Raw genomic sequence first — 18857 nt, forward strand, 5'->3', positions numbered from 1 at the left:
TTCTCCTCTTGTACGTGCTGTACGGGCAATTGATCTATTGCACTGCAACAGATTCTAGGCAGCGCACACAGCACCTGGCGCAGCAGTAACCCTGATGGTGATCAACGCATGCGACAGAGCGAATGGCTGCCTTGCCGCCTCGCCGCCGTCAGGGCAAAAAAAATCCCGCTTGAAGCGGGATTTTTTGCAGCCCCTGGTGAGACTGCTTTGTTTGGTAGGCGCGATTGGACTCGAACCAACGACCCCCACCATGTCAAGGTGGTGCTCTAACCAGCTGAGCTACGCGCCTGTCGTTTGTTGAAGCCGCAAGTATAGCAGTGCAAAACAGGGCCTCCGGGCAAGTTGCGCAGTTTTTCCGATCACAGCACCCTGGCGCGTTCCAGCATGGCGTGCATCAGCACATTGCAGCCTGCGGTGATGTCGGCCGGCGTGGCGTCCTCGATCTCGTTGTGGCTGATGCCGTCCTTGCAGGGGATGAATACCATGCCGGCCGGCGCCAGCCGCGCCATGTAGACCGCATCATGCCCGGCGCCCGAGACGACGGGCATGTGCGAGTAGCCCAGGGCCTTGGCGGCGCGCGCCACCGCATCCACGCAGTCGGCATGGAAGGGTTGGGCGGGGTAGCTGGACACCAGGTTGATCGCTATGGGCAGGCCCGTCTCCCGGCTGATGCGGTCGGCCACGGCGCGGATGTCGGCGTCCATGGCTTCGCAGTCGGCATCGGTGGCGTTGCGCAGGTCGATGCTGAATTTGACCTGCCCCGGGATCACGTTGCGGCTGTTGGGATGGACCTGCACCATGCCCACGGTGCCGCGCCCGTGGGGCGGATGGCGGTGGGCGCAGGCCACCACTTCCTGCATCAGTTGCGCGGCGGCCTGCAGCGCATCCTTGCGCAATGCCATGGGCGTGGGGCCGGCATGGGCTTCCATGCCCGTGACCACGCAGTCGTACCAGCGGATGCCCAGCACGCCGGTGACCACGCCAATGGTCCTGGCGTTGTCCTCCAGCACCGGGCCCTGTTCGATGTGGGATTCGAAGTAAGCGCCGATCGGGTGGTCGCCCGGCTCCTGGCTGCCCACATAGCCGATGCGCTCGAGCTCGCCCTTGACGGTCTTGCCTTCGGAGTCGGTAGCTGCATAGGCATGCTCCAGCGTGAAGGCCTTGGCGAACACGCCCGAGCCCATCATCACCGGCACGAAGCGCGAGCCTTCCTCGTTCGTCCAGAAGGCCACCTCGATGGGCGCTTCGGTCTCGATGCCGTGGTCGTTGAGCGTGCGCACCACCTCCAGCCCCGCCAGCACGCCGTAGTTGCCGTCGAACTTGCCGCCAGTGGGCTGGGTGTCGATGTGGCTGCCCGTCATGATGGGCGGCAGGCTGTTGTCGCGCCCGGGCCGGCGCATGAAGCCGTTGCCGATCTTGTCGATGGTCACCGTCATTCCCGCCTCGCGCGCCCAGCGGGTCACCAGATCACGGCCCTGGCGGTCCAGGTCGGTCAGCGTCAGGCGGCAGACGCCGCCCTTGGGCGTAGCGCCGATCTGCGCCAGCTCCATGAGTGAATCCCACAGCCGGCTTCCGTTGACGCGCAGCTGCGCGATGTCCTGCTTCACTTGGGTATCTGTATCCATTGCGGTCTCCTTGTCATGCGGGCTTCAGCGCGCCACGGCCGTGGGCTGCAGCGTGGCGGCGCGGCGCTGCACCGCGTCGAAGTTGGGGCCGAAGGCCGGGCGCTTGATATAGCGCCCCTTGCCCATCTCGGCGCGCAGATCGCCCTGCGCATAGGCCACCACGCCCTGGCTGATGGTGTGGCTGGGCATGCCCTGAACGGTGCGGCCCTCGAAGATGTTGTAGTCGCCCTTGGAGTGCTGGGTCTTGACCGACAGGGTGTGGGTGGCGGCAGGGTCCCAGACGACCAGATCGGCATCGGCCCCCACGCCGACCAGGCCTTTGCGCGGATAGATGTTGAACAGCCTGGCGGTGTTGGCCGAGGTGATGGCCACGAATTCGCTGGGCGTCAGCCGGCCGGTGTTCACGCCCGCATCCCAGATCACGGCCAGGCGCTCTTCCACGCCGCCGGTGCCGTTGGGGATCTTGGCGAAGTTGTCCCGACCCATGGCTTTCTGCGCGGCGCAGAAGGTGCAATGGTCGGTGGCCGTGGTGTGCAGCTGGCCCGACTGCAGGCCCTGCCACAAGGCCTCCTGGTGGCCCTTGGCACGGAAGGGCGGGCTCATCACATGGGCCGCCGCCTTCGCGAAGTCGGGGTCGCGGTACACGCTTTCGTCGATCACCAGATGGCCGGCCAGCACCTCGCCATACACACGCTGGCCGCGCGCACGGGCCGCGGCAATGGCCTGCGCCGCCTCGGTGCAGCTGACGTGCACCACGTAGATGGGCACGCCCAGCACGCCGGCGATGGCGATGGCGCGGTTGGCCGCCTCGGCCTCCACCATGGGCGGGCGGGCCAGCGGATGGCCCTCGGGCCCGGTGATGCCCATCTTGGCCACTTCCTGCTGCAGAAGGTAGACCAGCTCGCCGTTTTCGGCATGCACCGTGGGCATGGCGCCCAGCTCCAGCGCGCGCTTGAAGCTGTTCACCAACGTTTCGTCGTCGCACATGATGGCGTTCTTGTAGGCCATGAAGTGCTTGAAGCTGTTGATGCCCTCCTCGCGCACCAGCGTGCCCATATCAGCATGGACGCTGTCGCTCCACCAGGTGACGGCCACGTGGAAGGAGTAGTCGGCCGCAGCCTTCTCGGCCCAGCCACGCCATTTGCGGTAGGCGTCCAGCAGCGGCTCCTGCGGATCGGGAATGACGAAATCGATGATGCTGGTGGTGCCACCGGCCAGCGCCGCCGCCGTGCCGGTGTAGAAGTCATCGGCCGTGACCGTGCCCATGAAGGGCAGTTGCATGTGGGTGTGCGGATCGATGCCGCCGGGCATGACGAACTGCCCCGAGGCATCGATCACCTGCGCCCCGGCCGGCACCAGGGCCGCCACATCCGGCCCCACGGCCGCGATCACCCCATCCACACACAGCACATCGGCCTTCTCCTGCCGGTCTGCATTCACCACCGTGCCGCCACGCACCCATACCGAACCCTGTGATTGACCCATAGCGTCATGCCTCCTGTTGGTTGGTCCGGCCTATGCCTTGCTCAGCGCGGGTGCGCCCTTGGTCACCTGGCCCGCCATGCCGATGCGGTAGACCACGCCGGCAATGAACAGGCCGATGAACCATGCGTAGTCATAGGCATGCTTGAAGAAATCACCCACGTTCGGGAATGCAGCGGGGAACGCCGCGTGCAGGAAGCCGGGCAGGTTGGGCGCCACGCCCAGGGCGAAGGCCGCCACGGCCACCCAGTTCCAGCCGTTGGAGTAGCGGTAGACGCCCTCTTCCCTGTACAGGTCTTCCACCACCAGCTGCTTTTTGCGCACCAGGAAGTAGTCCACCATCAGAATGCCCGCGATCGGCCCCAGCAGGGCCGAGTAGCCGATCAGCCAGGTGAAGATGTAGCCCTCGGTCGATTCCAGGATCTTCCAGGGCATCATCACGATGGCAATCGCCACCGTCATGTAGCCGCCCACGCGGTAGCTGATCTTCTTGGGCGCCAGGGCGGAGAAGTCATAGGCCGGCCCGACCAGGTTGGCCGCCAGGTTCACGCTCACGGTGTCGATCAGCAGCACGATCAGCGCGATCAGCACGGCCGCCCCCGTCATGCGGCTGGCAACATCGACGGGGTCCCACAGGGCCTTGCCGTAGATCACCACGGTGCCCGAGGTCACCACCACCGCCAGCATGGCCAGCAGCCCCATGGGCACCGGCAGGCCGATGGCCTGGCCCACCACCTGGTCCTTCTGCGACTTGGCAAAGCGCGTGAAGTCCGGAATGTTCAAGGCCAGCGTGGCCCAGAAGCCCACCATGGCCGTCAGCGACGGCCAGAACACCGACATGAACTGGCCCGCCTTGGGGCCGCCCGGCGCGTACTGCGAAGGCTGCTCCATGATGGGGCCGAAGCCGCCGGCCTTCTGGTAGACCCATCCCAGCAGCACGAAGCAGATCAGGATCTTGAGCGGCGCAGTCCAGGTCTCCAGCTTGCGGATGGACTCGATGCCATGCACCACGAAGTAGAACTGGATCGCCCAGAACACCAGAAAGCACACCAGCTGCCCCACATTGATGCCCAGGCCCGCGATCTTCTCGCCTTCCAGCGGATGGCCCAGCAGCACGCCCAGCAGGGTGTAGATCATCATGCCGCCGAACCAGGTCTGGATGCCGTACCAGCCACAGGCCACCAGGGCCCGCAGCAAGGCCGGCAGCTTGGCGCCATGGGTGCCGAACGAGGCACGGGCCAACACGGCAAAGGGAATGCCGTACCTGGCCCCGGCATGGCCGATGAGCAGCATGGGAATCAGCACGATGAGATTGCCCAGGAACACCGTCATCACCGCCTGCGACCACGACATGCCGTTCGTGATCATGCTGGCGGCCAAGGTGTACGCCGGAATGCACATCACCATGCCTATCCACAGGGCGGCGAAGTGGTACCAGGTCCAGGTGCGCTGGCTAGGCAGCGTGGGTGCGAGGTCGTGGTTCCACAGGCTGCCTGTGGACTCACCGGAATGCGGGGCATGCGACATTGCGAAGCTCCTTCTCGAAGAGAGAAATCACCAATCCATTGCTGATCCAGGGTCTGACCTTTTCCATCAAGCGCATTTCGTGCCAGGTCGGCCCGGATGCGGGCCGTGCGCCGACCTGCCGCAATGCCCCCTCTAGCCCTGCGCCGTCACGGCCTGGCGCATGGGGTTGTTCGGATGCGTGGTCCAGTTCGCATACTCCCCGGTGACCGTCTGGCCGGTGCGGGGGTCCACCTCGCCCGGCTGCAGGCTGCGCATGGTGATGCACTCGGGCACGGGACAGATGGACACGCACAGGTTGCAGCCCACGCATTCGGTGTCATCCACCTCGAAGCGGCGCACACCGCCCTCCTTGCTGAAGGTGATGGCCTGGTGGGAGGTGTCCTCGCAGGCCACGTGGCAGCGCCCGCACTGGATGCAGCTGTCCTGGTTGATGACGGCCTTGTCGATGTGGTTGAGGTTGAGGTCCTTCCAGTCCCTGACCGTGGGCACGGCCCGGCCCTGGAAGTCCTCGATGCGCGCAAAGCCGTGCGCGTCCATGTAGTTGGACAGCCCGTCGCACATGTCCTGCACGATGCGAAAGCCGTAGACCATGGCCGCCGTGCATACCTGGACATTGCCGCATCCCAGCGCGATGTATTCGGCCGCGTCCTTCCATGTGGTGATGCCCCCGATCCCCGAGATAGGCAGGCCCGCAGTCTGCGGATCGCGCGCGATCTCGGCCACCATGTTCTGGGCGATGGGTTTCACGGCCGGGCCGCAGTAGCCGCCGTGCGAGCCCTGGCCGTCGGTGCTGGGGTGCATGACCAGGGTGTCCAGGTTCACGCCCATCAGCGAGTTGATGGTATTGATCAGGGACACCGCATCCGCGCCGCCGGCCTTGGCCGCCCGCGCGGGAAAGCGCACGTCGGTGATGTTGGGCGTGAGCTTCACGATCACGGGCAGCCGGCTGTACTGCTTGCACCACTGCGTGACCATCTGGATGTACTCGGGCACCTGGCCCACGGCCGCGCCCATGCCGCGCTCGCTCATGCCGTGCGGGCAGCCGAAGTTCAGCTCCAGCCCGTCGGCGCCGGTGTCCTCCACCATGGGCAGGATGCGCTTCCAGCTTTCCTCCACGCAGGGCACCATCAGCGAGGCGATCAGCGCGCGGTCAGGCCAGGCCTTCTTCACGCGGGTCATCTCCTCCAGGTTGGTGCGCAGCGGCCGGTCGGTGATCAGCTCGATGTTGTTCAGGCCCATCACGCGCCGGTCCTGCGCCATGAGGGTGGAGTAGCGCGGCCCGTTCACGTTGACCACATGCGGGTCCTCGCCCAGCGTCTTCCACACCACGCCGCCCCAGCCGGCCTCGAATGCGCGGGTGACGTTGATCTCCTTGTCCGTGGGCGGTGCCGAGGCCAGCCAGAACGGATTGGGGCTGGAAATGCCCAGAAAGCGGCTGCTGATGTCTGCCATGTCAATGCTCCTTGAAAAGCGCGGGCACAGCCGCTCAAACCCCGGCCGCCACGGCGCTGGTCAGCGCCTGGTGCATGGCTCGCGCGGCGACCTTGCCGTGCTCCACCGCCTGCACGGTCAGGTCCTGGCCACCGGCGCGGCAGTCGCCGCCGGCCCACACGCGCGGCACGCTGGTGCGGCCTTCGTCGTCGGTGTCGATGCGGCCGTCACGCAGGGCAATGGCCGCGCCCGCCGGCGTGCCGACATAGGTCTGGCCAATGGCCTTGAGCACCATGTCGGCCGGCACGTCGAACACCTCCTGCGTCACCTGCAGCCTGTCGCCCTCCATGCGGGTGCTGGCCATGCGCACGCCGCAGACCTTGCCGTCCTGCACCAGGATCTCCTGGGGCGCGGCCCACAGCCGCAGGTTGACGCCATGGGTCTGCGCCCATTCCTGCTCCACCCAGGAGGCAGACAGCGCATCCTTGCCCCGGCGATAGAACATGGTGACCTCGTCGGCGCCCAGCAGCCTGGCCTGCACGGACGCATCGACCGCCGTCATGCCGCCGCCGATCACCACCACGCGCCGGCCCACCGGCACCGTGGATTTGTCGGCCGCCTGGCGGATGTCGGCAATGAAGTCCACCGCATTGCGCAAGCCTTCGGCCTGCGGCTCAGCCGTGCCCAGCGCATTGACGCCCGCCAGGCCCAGGCCGAGGAATACGGCGTCGTGCGCCGCCAGCAGCGAATCCAGCGTGAAATCTCGCCCCAGCCGCTGGTTGTTGCGCGGCGTGATCCCGCCCACGGACAGCAGCCAGTCGATTTCCTTCTGCGCAAAATCGCCCGGAGTCTTGTAGCTGGCCAGGCCGTATTCATTGAGCCCGCCCAGCTTGGGCCGGGCGTCGAACAGCACCACCTCATGGCCCTGCAGCGCCAGCTGATGGGCGCAGGTCAGGCCGGCAGGCCCTGCCCCGACCACGGCCACCTTCCTGCCCGTGGCGGCGGCACGCTGGAACAGCGGTGCACCACCGGAGGCCATGAAGGCATCGGTCGCATAGCGTTGCAGTGCACCAATTTCGACCGGCTTGTCTTCCTGGGTGTTGCGCACGCAGGCCTGCTCGCACAGCTGCTCCGTGGGGCAGACACGGGAGCACATGCCGCCCAGCGGATTGGCCGTCAGGATCTCGCGCGCCGCGCCACGGACGTTGTCCTGGGCAATGCGGGCGATGAAGGCCGGCACATCGATGCTGGTAGGGCAGGCCGTGGTGCACGGCGCGTCATAGCAGTAGTAGCAGCGCTCGGCCTCGATCAAGGCCTGGGAACGGTTCAGCGCGGGATGGGCGTCGGAGAAATTGGCCGCGTAGTCGGCCAGGTTCAGTCGGCCGGCGGCAATGCCGCAGGCGCGTTGCGCGGGGCTATCCATGGTGCATCCTCCAGAGTCAGGATTGAGGGCGTGAAAGGGGCCGCGGCATGCAGGTGCACGCCGGGCCATCTCGGACAACGCAAGGCGGGCCGCAGGAAGGACTCCTGAACGGCCCCGGATCCAACAACACAGTCTTCGGAGGTTTCATCGTGGTCCTCGCATGTGTAAGTGACGCCTCTTGTCGGGCGCACTGGGGGTGGAACGGAATTTACGCGGGTGAAAAAATTTACCAATCAGTAAAATCACCCAGAAAGTCGTCAGCAAGAAAGATGCCAGACAATCGCACCAAAATGGCGCCACTTATCCCGACTTACCATCTGCGCAATGGCAACCCTTTCTGACAATGCGCCCCCTTCCCTGGCGCGATCGGCCACGCGCAAACCCACGGCTGCACGCCTGCGCAAGGAACTGAACATCCTGCAGACGGCCGAGCTTCACTTTGCGCAATACGGCTTCGAAGGCGCATCGCTGGAACTGATCGCGCACGACGCCGGCCTGAGCCGCCACAACCTGCTGTACTACTTCGCCAGCAAGGAGGAGCTGTACCTGCGCGTGCTGGGCGACGTGCTGACGCAGTGGCTGGCCGGCATGTCCGACCTGCTGCGCGGCGACGACCCTGCGGAGGCCCTGCGCATCTACATCCGGGCCAAGCTGCAGTCCTCGCGCGAGCGGCCCCATGGCTCCCGTGTCTTCACGCGCGAGGTGATGGCCGGTGCGCCCCGCTTCGGACAGGCCATAGCGAGCCAGGTGGGCCCGGCGCTGGCAGCCGACGTACAGGCCTTCGAGCGCTGGGTGGCGCAGGGCAAGATTGCCCGCGTGGATTTCACCCACCTGATGTTCATCCTCTGGTCCGTGACCCAGGCCTATGCCGATCAGCAGGCCCAGTTCGCGCTGCTGCTGGGCCGGCCGGAACTGACCGCCGACGACTACGACACGGCGGCCGACCTGATCTACCGGCTGGTAATCCGTGGCCTGCAGCCGGATACCGCGGCTCTCGCACAATGAGCGCATGAATCACAGCATCCGCCTGAGACCCCTGGAGCGCGAAGATCTGCGCTCCGTGCATCTGCTCAACAACAACGCCGCCATCATGCGCTACTGGTTCGAGGAGCCTTACGAGACCTTCGACGAGCTTTCCGCGCTCTATGACGCCCACGTGCACGACCAGACCGAGCGCCGCTTCATCGTCGAGCACCAGGGCGATCGCGCCGGTCTCGTCGAGCTGGTGGAGATCGACCTGATCCATCGGCGCGCCGAGTTCCAGATCATCATCGCCCCCGAGCAGCAAGGCCAGGGCATCGCAGCCCAGGCAACGCGGCTGGCGCTGGACTATGGCTTCAAGACGCTCAACCTGCACAAGATCTTTCTCCATGTGGACCAGGAGAACGAGAAGGCCATCCACATCTACGCGCGCATAGGCTTCGTGCAGGAAGGCGTGCTGATCGACGAGTTCTTCGCCAACGGCCAGTACCGCAACGCCATCCGCATGTACCTGCTGCAAAACGACTACCTGCAGGCACAGGCCGGCATCGGCACCTGAGCGCGGACCTTCATCCTTTCGGCGGCCTCTTCCTGGCAGCCGCCTCGTTGAGGGCGGCCGCCTCGCGCACCAAGTCCTTGAACGCTTGCGCATCGATCTCCTCGCCCTCGCGGATATCAATGGCACGGCGCACCTTGCCTTCAAGGCTGGCGTTGAACAGGTGCTGCGGGTCGGCCAGCGATGCGCCTTTGGGAAAGGTGAGCTTCACGGCCGATTGGTAGGCCTCGCCCGTGCACAGAATGCCGCTGCACGACCAGACCGGCACCGACCATTTCCACTCTTCCGCCACGTCCGGAAGCGCTTGCACGATGAGCCGGCGCACATGCGCCAGCACCTCGCCGCGCCAGTCGCCCAGCTCGGCAATGCGCTGGTTGATCAATACGCTGGCCGACGCGGCCGCCTCAGGCGAAACTGTCTTGATCATCCATGTCTCCCAAAGTGATGCATGTTCGATCACAAGACAGGCCAAGGCAAGACCACAGGGAGAACGCACAAACAAAAAAGCCTTCTGAGTGATCAGAAGGCTTTGTGCATTCCATCTGGCAATGGAAAATTGGTAGGCGCGATTGGACTCGAACCAACGACCCCCACCATGTCAAGGTGGTGCTCTAACCAGCTGAGCTACGCGCCTGTGTTTGTTCGAGAAAGCGATTCTAGCACGGCTTTTTCAGCGTCCAGGCAAAAATGCCTGAACATGCTCAACGCCGCCGCGCCGAACGCACGCCCGCCACGGCGGCCACGATGCCCAGCACCTTGCTCAGGCGGCCCGAATCGGCCACCTCCACGGTGAAGGTCATCCAGGCCGCTCCCTTGACGGACTGGGTCTGCACGCCAATGACATTGGTCTTTTCGCGCGCAAAGACTTCCGAGATATCGCGCAGCAGGCCCTGCCGGTCGGCGGCCTCCACGGACACATCGACCGGGTAGACGGCCGAGGCCACGGTGGCCGCCTTGGGCTGACCCCAGGCCACATCGATCACGCGCTCGGAATTGCGCGCCGCCATCTCGCGGAAGTTGGAGCAGTCGGAGCGGTGCACGCTCACGCCCTTGCCGCGTGTGACGAAGCCCCGGATGTCGTCCGGCGGCGCAGGCTTGCAGCACTTGGCCAGCTGGGTCATCAGCGAGTCCACGCCAACGACCAGCACGCCGCCCTTGGGCGAGTCCGTGCCGCGCGCCTTGCGCACCGGGGAGAATTCCTCGACTTCTTCCTCCGCCTCGGCCGGTCGCAGCACGGTCTCGATGTTGCGCAGCGAGTATTCATCCTTGCCGACGACTTCAAACAAGGCATCGGCCGATTTGAAGCCGAGCTGAACGGCCAGCTCCTCCAGCTTGACGGCCGTCTTGCCCTCGCGCTGCAGCAGTTTCTCGACCGCCTCGCGGCCGCGCGCCACGGTCTCATGCGTGGCCTGGGCATTGAACCAGGCACGCACCTTGGCCTTGGCACGGTTGCTGGTCAGATAGCCCAGGTCGGCGTTGAGCCAGTCGCGCGAGGGGCGGCCTTCCTTGACCGTGGTGATTTCCACGGTCTGGCCGTTTTGCAGCGGTGTGTTCAGCGGCACCATGGCGCCGTCCACGCGCGCGCCGCGGCAGCGGTGGCCCAGGCTGGTGTGCACCGAGTAGGCAAAGTCCACGGGCGTTGCGCCCTGCGGCAACTCGATGACGGCCGCGTCGGGCGTGAGCACGTAGATGCGATCCTCGAACAGGCCGCGATGGTGCGCGCCCGCCAGGTCGCTGCCCCAGGCCAGCAACTGGCGCAGCACGGCGATCTTGGCGTCGTACTCGCTGCTGGCGGTGACGCCCGCGTATCCCTTGGTGCCCGCCTCCTTGTAGGCCCAGTGGGCGGCCACGCCGTGCTCGGCATGGTCGTGCATGGCCTGGGTGCGGATCTGGATCTCGATGGCACGGCCCGTCTCGTCGCGCACCACGGTGTGCAGCGACTGGTAGCCGTTGGGCTTGGGCTTGGCGATGTAGTCGTCGAATTCCGCCTCGATGGGCGTGAACTGCTCATGCACCCAGGACAGGGTGGCGTAGCAGTCCTTGATCGTGGGCACGACGACACGCATGGCGCGGATGTCGAAGACCTGGTCGAAGTTCAGCGACTTGCCGCGCATCTTCTTGACGATGCTGTAGATGTGCTTGGGCCGGCCCTGCACCGTTGCGCTGATGCTGTGCGCGCGCAGATCGGCCTCCAGCCGTGCCCGCATCTGCTCCATGTAGGCCTCGCGCTCCACGCGCTTTTCATCGAGCAGGCGGGCCACTTCGCGGTAGGTCTCGGGCTCCAGGAAGCGCAGGGACAGATCCTCCAGCTCCCACTTGATCTGCCAGATGCCCAGGCGGTTGGCCAGCGGCGCGAACACCGTCAGCGCCTCGCGCGCAATACCGGGAGAGACCGGGCGCTTGCTGGCCGCGTAGTAGCGCAGCGTCTGCAGGCGCGAGGCCAGCCGCAGCAGCACGACACGCAGATCGCGCGAGAAGCCCAGCAGCATCTTGCGCACGTTCTCGGTCTGCGTGGCCTCATCGTCCAGATACTGGCCGCCCAGCTCGGCGCCGCGCGCCTGCTGCTGCACGCGCATGAGCTTGTTGGTTTCCACGGCCAGGGTGGCGAAATTCTCGCCAAAAGCCTTGGCGATCACTTCCTGCGGGCGATTCAGGTGCACGCTGGCATGCACCAGATAGATAGCCGCCTGCATCGTTTCGGAGCCACCGATGGTCTTGAGGATGGCGGCCACCGCATCGGCATGGGCCATCGTGTTCTCGCCGGACTCCATGGTCTCGGTGGCGATCAGCGGCTCGGCAAAGCTGCGCGCGCGGGCCAGCGCGTTGACCTGTTCGGGCAGGGTCTGCGACGTGGCCGTGATCAGGTGCGGCAGCACCGCCGGCACCTGGCCCTGCGCGGCTGCGGCGGGCGAAGGCGCCTGCACGGCGGCCTCGCTGCTGGCGGTCTTCATTCGTCACTCTCCCTGGCCTGCTCGGCAAGATTCATGGTGCTTGGCAAGCGCTCTTCTCCCCATAAGAACCGGCACAGCAAGGCCACCTGCCCTGCTGCGACGAAGGTGGGCGCATGCCCCACCCCTTCAAATTCCACGCAATGCGCCTTCGGGCCGCGCTGCGCCATGGCCTGCGCCGTGGCCGCAGTCAGCAGATCGGACTGCGCACCACGAACTAGCAAGACGCGTGCCTTGATCTGGTCATACAACTGCCACAGCAGCGCTTCGCCGGCCTGGGCCATCTCGGGCGTCATCTGCTGCATGGGCACTGCAATCTGCGGGTCGTAATGCAAGACAAGGCCGCCATCGGCGGCCGGCCGCATCATAGGTCGCGTCAATCGCAACCATTGCCCTTCGCTATGTGGGCCGAAGCCTTCGGAAATCAAGAGCAGCGCATGGGCTGCCTGTTCAAGATTTTCAAAATGCAGGCCCTTGCCCAGGTACTGACCTATGCGCTCCAGGGCAGACCACTCGATGACAGGCCCCACATCGTTGAGCACCAGCCTGCGGATGGGCGCCGGCAGCGGCAGCCCCGGCTGGCCTGCAAGCGCCATGCCGATCAGCCCGCCCATGCTGGTGCCCACCCAATCCAATTGTTCGACAGGCGCCTGCGCATGCACCTGGGCCAGCAAGGCAAGCATGTCGGCAGCATAAAGAGGCACCTGGTAGGCGGCCGGATCCTGCAGCCAGTCGCTTTCGCCACGCCCGACCACGTCGGGGCAGATCACGCGGGCGCGTTCGCTGAGCCGCTCGGCCAGCACGTCAAAGTCACGCCCCTGGCGCGAAAGGCCGTGCACGCAGACCACGACATGGGGATGGTGCGGATCGCCGGTGCGATTCCATTCCCAATAGGCCATGCGGTGCGACGCATTATCTTGAGCAGCCGGGCTGGCAGTACGGCTCCAGGGTGAGGCACGCCCGGCAACTGCCGGGCAGGATACGTAGTTCAGCGTAGGATGATTCATGGAAACGCATTCGCGGAGCCGGCGCCGATAATGGCTGTGTTGCATCGTACATTCATTCGGAGACTCTCTATGTTGAAAGGCAAGACCGCCCTCGTGACCGGTTCGACCAGCGGAATCGGCCTCGGGATCGCGAAGGCGCTGGCCCGCCAGGGCGCCAATATCGTGCTCAATGGTTTCGGCGATGTGGACGGCCCCCGTGCCGAAGTGCTGGCCGCAGGCCAGGCCGCCGGCGCCCAGGTCGCCTACCACGGTGCCGACATGAGCCGCGTGGCAGACATCGAGGACATGGTCCAGTACAGCGTGCGCAATTTCGGCCAGATCGACATCCTCGTGAACAATGCCGGCATCCAGCACGTGGCGCGCGTGGAAGACTTCCCGCCCGAGCGCTGGGATTCCATCATCGCCATCAACCTGTCCAGCGCCTTCCATACCTCGCGCCTGGTCCTGCCCATGATGCAGGCGGCCGATGGCGGCAAGGGCTGGGGCCGCATCATCAACGTGGCTTCGGTGCACGGCCTGGTGGGTTCGGCGCAGAAGTCCGCCTATGTGGCGGCCAAGCACGGCATTGTCGGGCTGACCAAGGTCACGGCCCTGGAGAACGCCACCTCCGGCATCACCTGCAACGCCATCTGCCCCGGCTGGGTGCTGACACCGCTGGTGCAAAAGCAGGTGGACGCCAAGGCCGAGCAGCACGGCATCAGCAATGAAGAAGCCAAGAAGCTGCTGCTGGGCGAAAAGGAACCCTCGATGCAGTTCACCACGCCCGAGGAGCTTGGCGAGCTGGCCGTGTTCTTCTGCTCGCCCGCTGCCGCCAACGTGCGCGGCGTGGCCTGGAACATGGATGGCGGCTGGGCTGCGCAGTAATCGCGGCCAGATAGAACCACTGCCAAAAAAGGAGCGCCGTGGCGCTCCTTTTTTCATGGATGGGTCACCCGGTCAGTACATCTGCACCGAACCCGAAACGTGGACCATCACCTGCGCCTTGCCCGCTTCCACGGACACGGCATCCATTTCCGCGCCAGCGGCCTTGGCGGACATGGCCATCATGCGCGGACGCGGCATGGGCACCGAGGTATCGCTGCTGCTCACGTTGACCTCGCGCAGGCTGTAGTTGGCAAAGCCGAAGCTCTTGGACAGCGTGGAGGCGCGCTGCTTGAACTGTTCGATGGCCTTGGCCTGGGCCTCGCCCTCGACCTTTTCACGAGCCTCGCGCGACAGGCCGAAGCCCACTTGCGACAGCGTCATGTCCTGCACCTGTGCCGCCGTCTGCGTGATGCGCGCGAAGTCGCGGCCCTGCAGAAGAATCTCGGCGCGGCCCTGCCAGCCTTCCACCTTGTTGTCCTTGCCATAGCGCGGATAGATGCCGAAGCTGCCGGTGCTCACATCCATCTGGCCCGACTGGGCGCTGCGCTTGGTCACTGCCATGGCGGCCTCGACCACTTTCTGCAGCTGGGACTGGACCGTGGCCGCATCGCGCCCTTCGCGCGTGGCCGACAAGGTGGCGGTCAGCAGGTCCTGCACCACATCCACCGAGCCTTCTGCAGACAACTGCACCACATTGGCCGGCTGTGCCTGCGCCGTGGCGGCGTTCTGCGCCCAGGCACCGCTGGCACAGGCCAGCGCAGTGGCCGCGACCACGGACTTGACCCAGGGGCGGGACAGCTGTTTGGAAAGCTTGCTCATGCGTTCACCCTTTGAAATGAAAGGTAGTTCAGGGATACAACTGCATGCCGCCCTTTCGCTACGGCATGCCGCCAGATGGTGACAGGTGTGGAGCCGTTCAGGCCTATTCGCCCCGTCATTCACAACATTATTGCAACGATAAATGCATCAACGCGGCGAACCCATAGTTAAATATTCTAAAGACACATTTTCCGTTCTAAATTTAAACGCAACATCTGTAACACACGGCAAAAGTTCGGGGTTTTGACCAGACTTTTCAGCCCAAGCTGGTAACAATGGCGGCTGTTACAAATGACCGACCGAGGATGAACATGGCCACTACGACCAACCGCACCGACAAGATCCTGGTGGTGGATGACGATGCGCGCATCCGCGACCTGCTGCGCCGCTACCTGACGCAGGAAGGCTTCGAGATCATGATTGCCGAAGATGGCAAGGCGCTGAACCGCATCCTGCTGCGCGAAACAGTGGACCTGATCGTGCTTGACCTGATGATGCCCGGCGAGGATGGCCTGTCCATCTGCCGCCGCCTGCGCTCGGCCAATGACCGCACGCCCATCATCATGCTGACCGCCAAGGGCGAGGATGTGGACCGCATCGTGGGCCTGGAAGTGGGCGCCGACGACTACCTGGGCAAGCCCTTCAACCCGCGCGAACTGCTGGCGCGCATCCATGCCGTGCTGCGCCGCCGCCCGCCGCAGGAAGCGCCGGGCGCGCCTTCCGGCGACAACGAGGTGGTGAGCTTCGGCCCCTTCACCTTCGACCTGGGCACACGCGTGCTGCAAAAGAACGGCGAGGAACTGCCGCTGACCACGGGCGAATTCGCCATGCTCAAGGCCCTGGTGCGCCACCCGCGCCAGCCGCTGTCGCGCGAGAAGCTGGCCCTACTGGCGCGCGGCCGCGAGTTCGAGCCCTTCGACCGCAGCCTGGACGTGCAGGTCTCGCGCCTGCGCAAGCTGATCGAGGAAGATGCCGCCGCTCCGCGCTATATCCAGACGGTCTGGGGTGTGGGCTACGTGTTCGTACCCGATGGCGCGAACTGATCGATAGGCAGTCCGCTCGCCTGCACCCGAGACAACCGGTAACGCAGGCTGGCCGGCACAGGCGTAATCTCGCAGCCGGCCCCTAGAATGACGAACCGCATTCCATGAGTTCCTTCACCGTCCCGCCCCACGACGCCACCAGCCCTGCGCCGCTCGACTACGAGCGGCGCATGACTGCGCGCTCTCCGCTGGGACTCAATCTTTTCTGGCGTACCTTCTGCCTGCTGGCCCTGCTGCTGGTGGGCAGCATCCTGGCGTGGCTGCAGACGCTGCGTGCCTTCGAGTTCGAGCCGCGCACGCTGCACACCGCCCAGCAGATCGCCTCGCTGGTCAACCTCAGCCGCGCGGCCCTGGTGCATTCGGATGCCATCAACCGCGTCTCGCTGATCAAGACCATGGCCGACCAGGAAGGCGTGCGCATTCTGCCGCGCGAGCCTGGCGACAGCTTCGAGCTGCTGGACCAGAGCACGCTGGGCAAGCGCCTGACCGAAGAACTCACGCGCCGCCTGGGCTACGGCACCATCGTGGCGCGCAGCGTCAATGGCGAACCGGGGCTGTGGGTGGGCTTCACCATCAATGGCGACCGCACATGGCTGCTGATGGACCGCTCGCGCTTCACGCCGGCCAGCGGGCGCACCTGGCTGATCTGGCTGATCACGGCCGGCCTGCTGTCCCTGGCGGGGGCGGCAGCCATCGCGCGCCTGATCAACCGGCCGCTCAAGCAGTTGAGCTATGCGGCCAACCGCGTGCGAGATGGCGACTTCGACGCCAGCCAGCTCGACGAGGAAGCCGTCACCAGCGAGATCCGCGAGGTCAACATCGGCTTCAACCGCATGGCGCAGAAACTCGCCCAGCTGGAGCAGGACCGCGCGGTGATGCTGGCTGGCATCTCCCACGACCTGCGCACGCCGCTTGCCCGCCTGCGGCTGGAGACCGAGATGAGCGTGGTGGACGACGTGGCGCGCGAGCACATGGTGGCCGACATCGTGCAGCTGGATGCCACCATCGACAAATTCCTGGACTATGCCCGCCCTGACCATGTGACGCTCAACCCGGTGAACCTGCATGCCGTGGTGTCGTCCTGCGTCTATGCGGTGCAGGACCACCGCGAGCTGCAGATCAGCATGGCCGTGCCCGAAGGCGTCTATGTGCTGGCCGACGAGGTGGAACTGGCGCGCGTGATCTCCAACCTGTTCGAGAACGCACGCCGCTACGGCAAGACGCCCGAGACCGAAACCACCCACGTGGACGTGACGGCATCGGAGCGCGAAAGCTGGGTCGTGATTCGCATCCGCGACCATGGCCGTGGCGTGCCGCCCGAGCAGCTGGCCAGCCTGACCCAGCCCTTCTTCCGTGGCGACTCCGCGCGCACGGCCGCAGCGGGCGCGGGCCTGGGCCTGTCCATCGTGGACAAGACGGTGCAGCGCATGGGCGGCGTGTTTGCGCTATCCAACTCCTCCACGGGCGGGCTGGTTGCCCATGTGCAGTTGCAGCGTGCCTCGGGCGTGGCCAAGGGTGCCGAGCCCGAGCAGCGTCTGCAGCGCCCGCAGATCAAGCGCCAGCTACCTCCGCGTGCGCAGGACGGCGCCCTGGACGGAGAGGACTGAGCACGCAGCGCGCGTTCGGCAGATACGTTCGGCAGATACAAAGGCCCCGGCGATCATTGACCGATCGCCGGGGCCTTTTGCCATGGGGATGGCATCCCGCTGGTCAGGCGCGGAACAGCAAGGCGGCGGCGCGCGCCTCCATGGCCTGTTGCTGGCCCACGGGCCCGAGCTTCTCGGCCGTCTTGGCCTTGACGTTGACCTGGTCCAGCGCCAGGCCCAGCGCCGTGGCGATGCGCTCGCGCATGGCAGGAATGTGCGGCGCCAGCTTGGGGGCCTGGGCAATGATGGTGCTGTCGATGTTGCCAATCTCCAGGCCCGTGGCGCGCACGCGGCGCGCAGCTTCCACCAGCAGCACCAGCGAATCGGCGCCACGGAATTCTGGGTCGGTGTCGGGGAAATGCCGGCCGATGTCGCCCAGCGCCGCGCCGCCAAGAAGCGCGTCGGTGATGGCGTGCAGCAGCACGTCAGCATCGGAATGGCCCAGCAGCCCCAGTTCATGCGGCACCTCGATGCCGCCCAGGATCAGCTTGCGCCCGGGCACCAGGGCATGCACGTCCCAGCCCTCGCCAATACGAAAATTCATGTGAAACATTCCAGGTTCAGAAAAACGGATTGCCCGACGCCTGCGGCTGGTCGCGCTTGCCCCGGTAGCGTTCCAGCGTCGCGCCATGCGCGCGCTGCGACAGCACGGCGGCAGCCAGCGCAAAGTCGTCGGGATAGGTGACCTTGAAGTTCTGTGCGCCGCCGGGCACCAGGCGCGGGCGCTGGCCCACGGCCTCCATGGCGCTGGCCTCGTCGGTCACGGCCGATCCCGCGTGCTCCAGGGCGTCAAGCAGCGGCGCGATGCGAAACATCTGCGGCGTCTGCGCCAGCCATTTGTCGCTGCGGTCCACCGTGCCCGCCACGCGCACCCCGCCGGGCCCGGTCACGGCTGTCTTGAGCGTGTCGGGCAGCTTGTGCGCCAGAAGGCCGCCCACGGCATCGTGCTCGCAGGCGTCGATCAGGGCATCGATCAGTTCGGGCGTCACCAGGCAGCGTGCGGCGTCGTGCACCAGCACCCAGTCGTGCGCACTCGCACCGCGCGCCAGCAGCTCCTTCAGGCCGTTGGTCACGGATTCGGCCCGCATGGCGCCGCCGCAGGCCGCTGTGGAGTAGCGCGTGGGCGACGGGCCCGGCAGGCCCTTGCGCCAGAAATCATCGCCAGGCGCGATCACCACCAGCGTGTGGTGCACGCGCGCTGTGCCCGCAAAGGCGGCCAGCGTATGCGCCACCATGGGCGCACCGGCCACCAGGTGGTATTGCTTGGGCAGTTCAGGCGCAGGCGCATCGGGTGCGATGGCGCGCGAGCCCGTGCCCGCGCAGGGGATCAAGGCCCACAGGCGGGCCGGCTCCAGGGACGCGGGCGCAGCCGCCGCAAGCAGATCTGTCATGGAGGCGCATTGTAGTGACGGCCATGCGCCACCATGGACATGCGGGCATGCCTGCATGGCCGTCATGCGTGCTGGCTAAAATGGTTCGATACCCCTCTGCGCGTGCCGAGGGGT

16 protein-coding genes and 2 tRNA genes are annotated in these 18857 nt (G+C 65.8%); 5 read left to right on the forward strand and 13 right to left on the reverse strand.

What is annotated here, in order from left to right:
- Positions 1–212: 212 nt before the first annotated feature.
- The 6 genes from KDK82_RS14190 to KDK82_RS14215 all read right to left on the reverse strand — a co-directional run bounded on the left by KDK82_RS14190 (position 213) and on the right by KDK82_RS14215 (position 7488).
- A tRNA-Val gene (locus tag KDK82_RS14190) sits at positions 213–289 on the reverse strand.
- A gap of 70 nt (positions 290–359) precedes the next feature.
- On the reverse strand, positions 360–1625 hold the full coding sequence (locus KDK82_RS14195) for a Zn-dependent hydrolase (RefSeq protein WP_012204713.1): 1266 nt from the start codon (positions 1623–1625) through the stop codon (positions 360–362).
- A gap of 24 nt (positions 1626–1649) precedes the next feature.
- Positions 1650–3110, reverse strand: coding sequence for a dihydropyrimidinase (hydA, locus tag KDK82_RS14200; protein WP_088165255.1), 1461 nt, complete (start codon positions 3108–3110; stop codon positions 1650–1652).
- A 30-nt stretch (positions 3111–3140) separates the two neighbouring features.
- Positions 3141–4634 carry an NCS1 family nucleobase:cation symporter-1 gene (locus KDK82_RS14205; RefSeq protein WP_013803149.1) on the reverse strand — a complete coding sequence of 498 codons (1494 nt, stop codon included), beginning with the start codon at positions 4632–4634 and terminating at the stop codon, positions 3141–3143.
- Positions 4635–4766: 132 nt separating this feature from the next.
- Positions 4767–6086, reverse strand: coding sequence for an NAD-dependent dihydropyrimidine dehydrogenase subunit PreA (gene preA, locus KDK82_RS14210; protein WP_013803150.1), 1320 nt, complete (start codon positions 6084–6086; stop codon positions 4767–4769).
- A gap of 34 nt (positions 6087–6120) precedes the next feature.
- On the reverse strand, positions 6121–7488 hold the full coding sequence (locus KDK82_RS14215; RefSeq protein ID WP_088165256.1) for an NAD(P)-dependent oxidoreductase: 1368 nt from the start codon (positions 7486–7488) through the stop codon (positions 6121–6123).
- Between the two features lie 324 nt (positions 7489–7812).
- Between KDK82_RS14215 and KDK82_RS14220 the strand changes: the two genes are divergently transcribed.
- The gene (locus tag KDK82_RS14220; RefSeq protein WP_013803152.1) at positions 7813–8493 is read left to right on the forward strand and encodes a TetR/AcrR family transcriptional regulator; all 681 of its coding nucleotides are present in this window, start codon (positions 7813–7815) and stop codon (positions 8491–8493) included.
- Between the two features lie 4 nt (positions 8494–8497).
- Positions 8498–9028, forward strand: coding sequence for a spermidine N1-acetyltransferase (speG, locus tag KDK82_RS14225; RefSeq protein WP_012204707.1), 531 nt, complete (start codon positions 8498–8500; stop codon positions 9026–9028).
- 10 nt (positions 9029–9038) lie between these two features.
- Here the strand turns inward: speG and KDK82_RS14230 are convergent, their stop codons facing one another.
- From KDK82_RS14230 to KDK82_RS14245, 4 genes are all read right to left on the reverse strand, one after another.
- Entirely contained in the window at positions 9039–9452 is a 414-nt protein-coding gene (locus KDK82_RS14230; RefSeq protein WP_088165257.1) for a DUF1801 domain-containing protein, read from the reverse strand.
- 130 nt (positions 9453–9582) lie between these two features.
- Positions 9583–9659 (reverse strand) — tRNA-Val (locus KDK82_RS14235).
- Positions 9660–9726: 67 nt separating this feature from the next.
- Positions 9727–11976 carry a bifunctional (p)ppGpp synthetase/guanosine-3',5'-bis(diphosphate) 3'-pyrophosphohydrolase gene (locus KDK82_RS14240; protein WP_088165258.1) on the reverse strand — a complete coding sequence of 750 codons (2250 nt, stop codon included), beginning with the start codon at positions 11974–11976 and terminating at the stop codon, positions 9727–9729.
- The gene (locus KDK82_RS14245) at positions 11973–12980 is read right to left on the reverse strand and encodes an alpha/beta fold hydrolase (RefSeq protein ID WP_179217906.1); all 1008 of its coding nucleotides are present in this window, start codon (positions 12978–12980) and stop codon (positions 11973–11975) included. Before KDK82_RS14245 ends, KDK82_RS14240 begins: the two co-directional genes overlap by 4 nt.
- Before the next feature lie 69 nt (positions 12981–13049).
- Here KDK82_RS14245 and KDK82_RS14250 point away from each other — a divergent pair, with 69 nt between their 5' ends.
- A complete protein-coding gene (locus KDK82_RS14250) occupies positions 13050–13844 on the forward strand; it encodes a 3-hydroxybutyrate dehydrogenase (RefSeq protein ID WP_012204702.1) in 795 nt (264 codons plus the stop codon).
- 72 nt (positions 13845–13916) lie between these two features.
- Here the strand turns inward: KDK82_RS14250 and KDK82_RS14255 are convergent, their stop codons facing one another.
- Positions 13917–14663: an SIMPL domain-containing protein gene (locus KDK82_RS14255; protein ID WP_034391893.1), complete on the reverse strand. Its 747-nt coding sequence runs from the start codon at positions 14661–14663 to the stop codon at positions 13917–13919.
- 305 nt (positions 14664–14968) lie between these two features.
- Here KDK82_RS14255 and ompR point away from each other — a divergent pair, with 305 nt between their 5' ends.
- Positions 14969–15706: a two-component system response regulator OmpR gene (gene ompR, locus KDK82_RS14260; protein ID WP_017404718.1), complete on the forward strand. Its 738-nt coding sequence runs from the start codon at positions 14969–14971 to the stop codon at positions 15704–15706.
- Positions 15707–15810: 104 nt separating this feature from the next.
- Positions 15811–17313 carry an ATP-binding protein gene (locus KDK82_RS14265; RefSeq protein WP_012204699.1) on the forward strand — a complete coding sequence of 501 codons (1503 nt, stop codon included), beginning with the start codon at positions 15811–15813 and terminating at the stop codon, positions 17311–17313.
- A 103-nt stretch (positions 17314–17416) separates the two neighbouring features.
- Here KDK82_RS14265 and ispF read toward each other — a convergent pair whose 3' ends face one another.
- On the reverse strand, positions 17417–17896 hold the full coding sequence (gene ispF, locus KDK82_RS14270; RefSeq protein ID WP_013803157.1) for a 2-C-methyl-D-erythritol 2,4-cyclodiphosphate synthase: 480 nt from the start codon (positions 17894–17896) through the stop codon (positions 17417–17419).
- A gap of 16 nt (positions 17897–17912) precedes the next feature.
- Positions 17913–18743 carry a 2-C-methyl-D-erythritol 4-phosphate cytidylyltransferase gene (gene ispD / locus KDK82_RS14275; RefSeq protein ID WP_088165260.1) on the reverse strand — a complete coding sequence of 277 codons (831 nt, stop codon included), beginning with the start codon at positions 18741–18743 and terminating at the stop codon, positions 17913–17915.
- Positions 18744–18857 lie beyond the last annotated feature (114 nt).

The sequence above is a fragment of the Delftia sp. K82 genome (assembly GCF_002193035.1).
In the GTDB taxonomy this organism is placed as follows: Bacteria; Pseudomonadota; Gammaproteobacteria; order Burkholderiales; family Burkholderiaceae_C; genus Comamonas; species Comamonas acidovorans.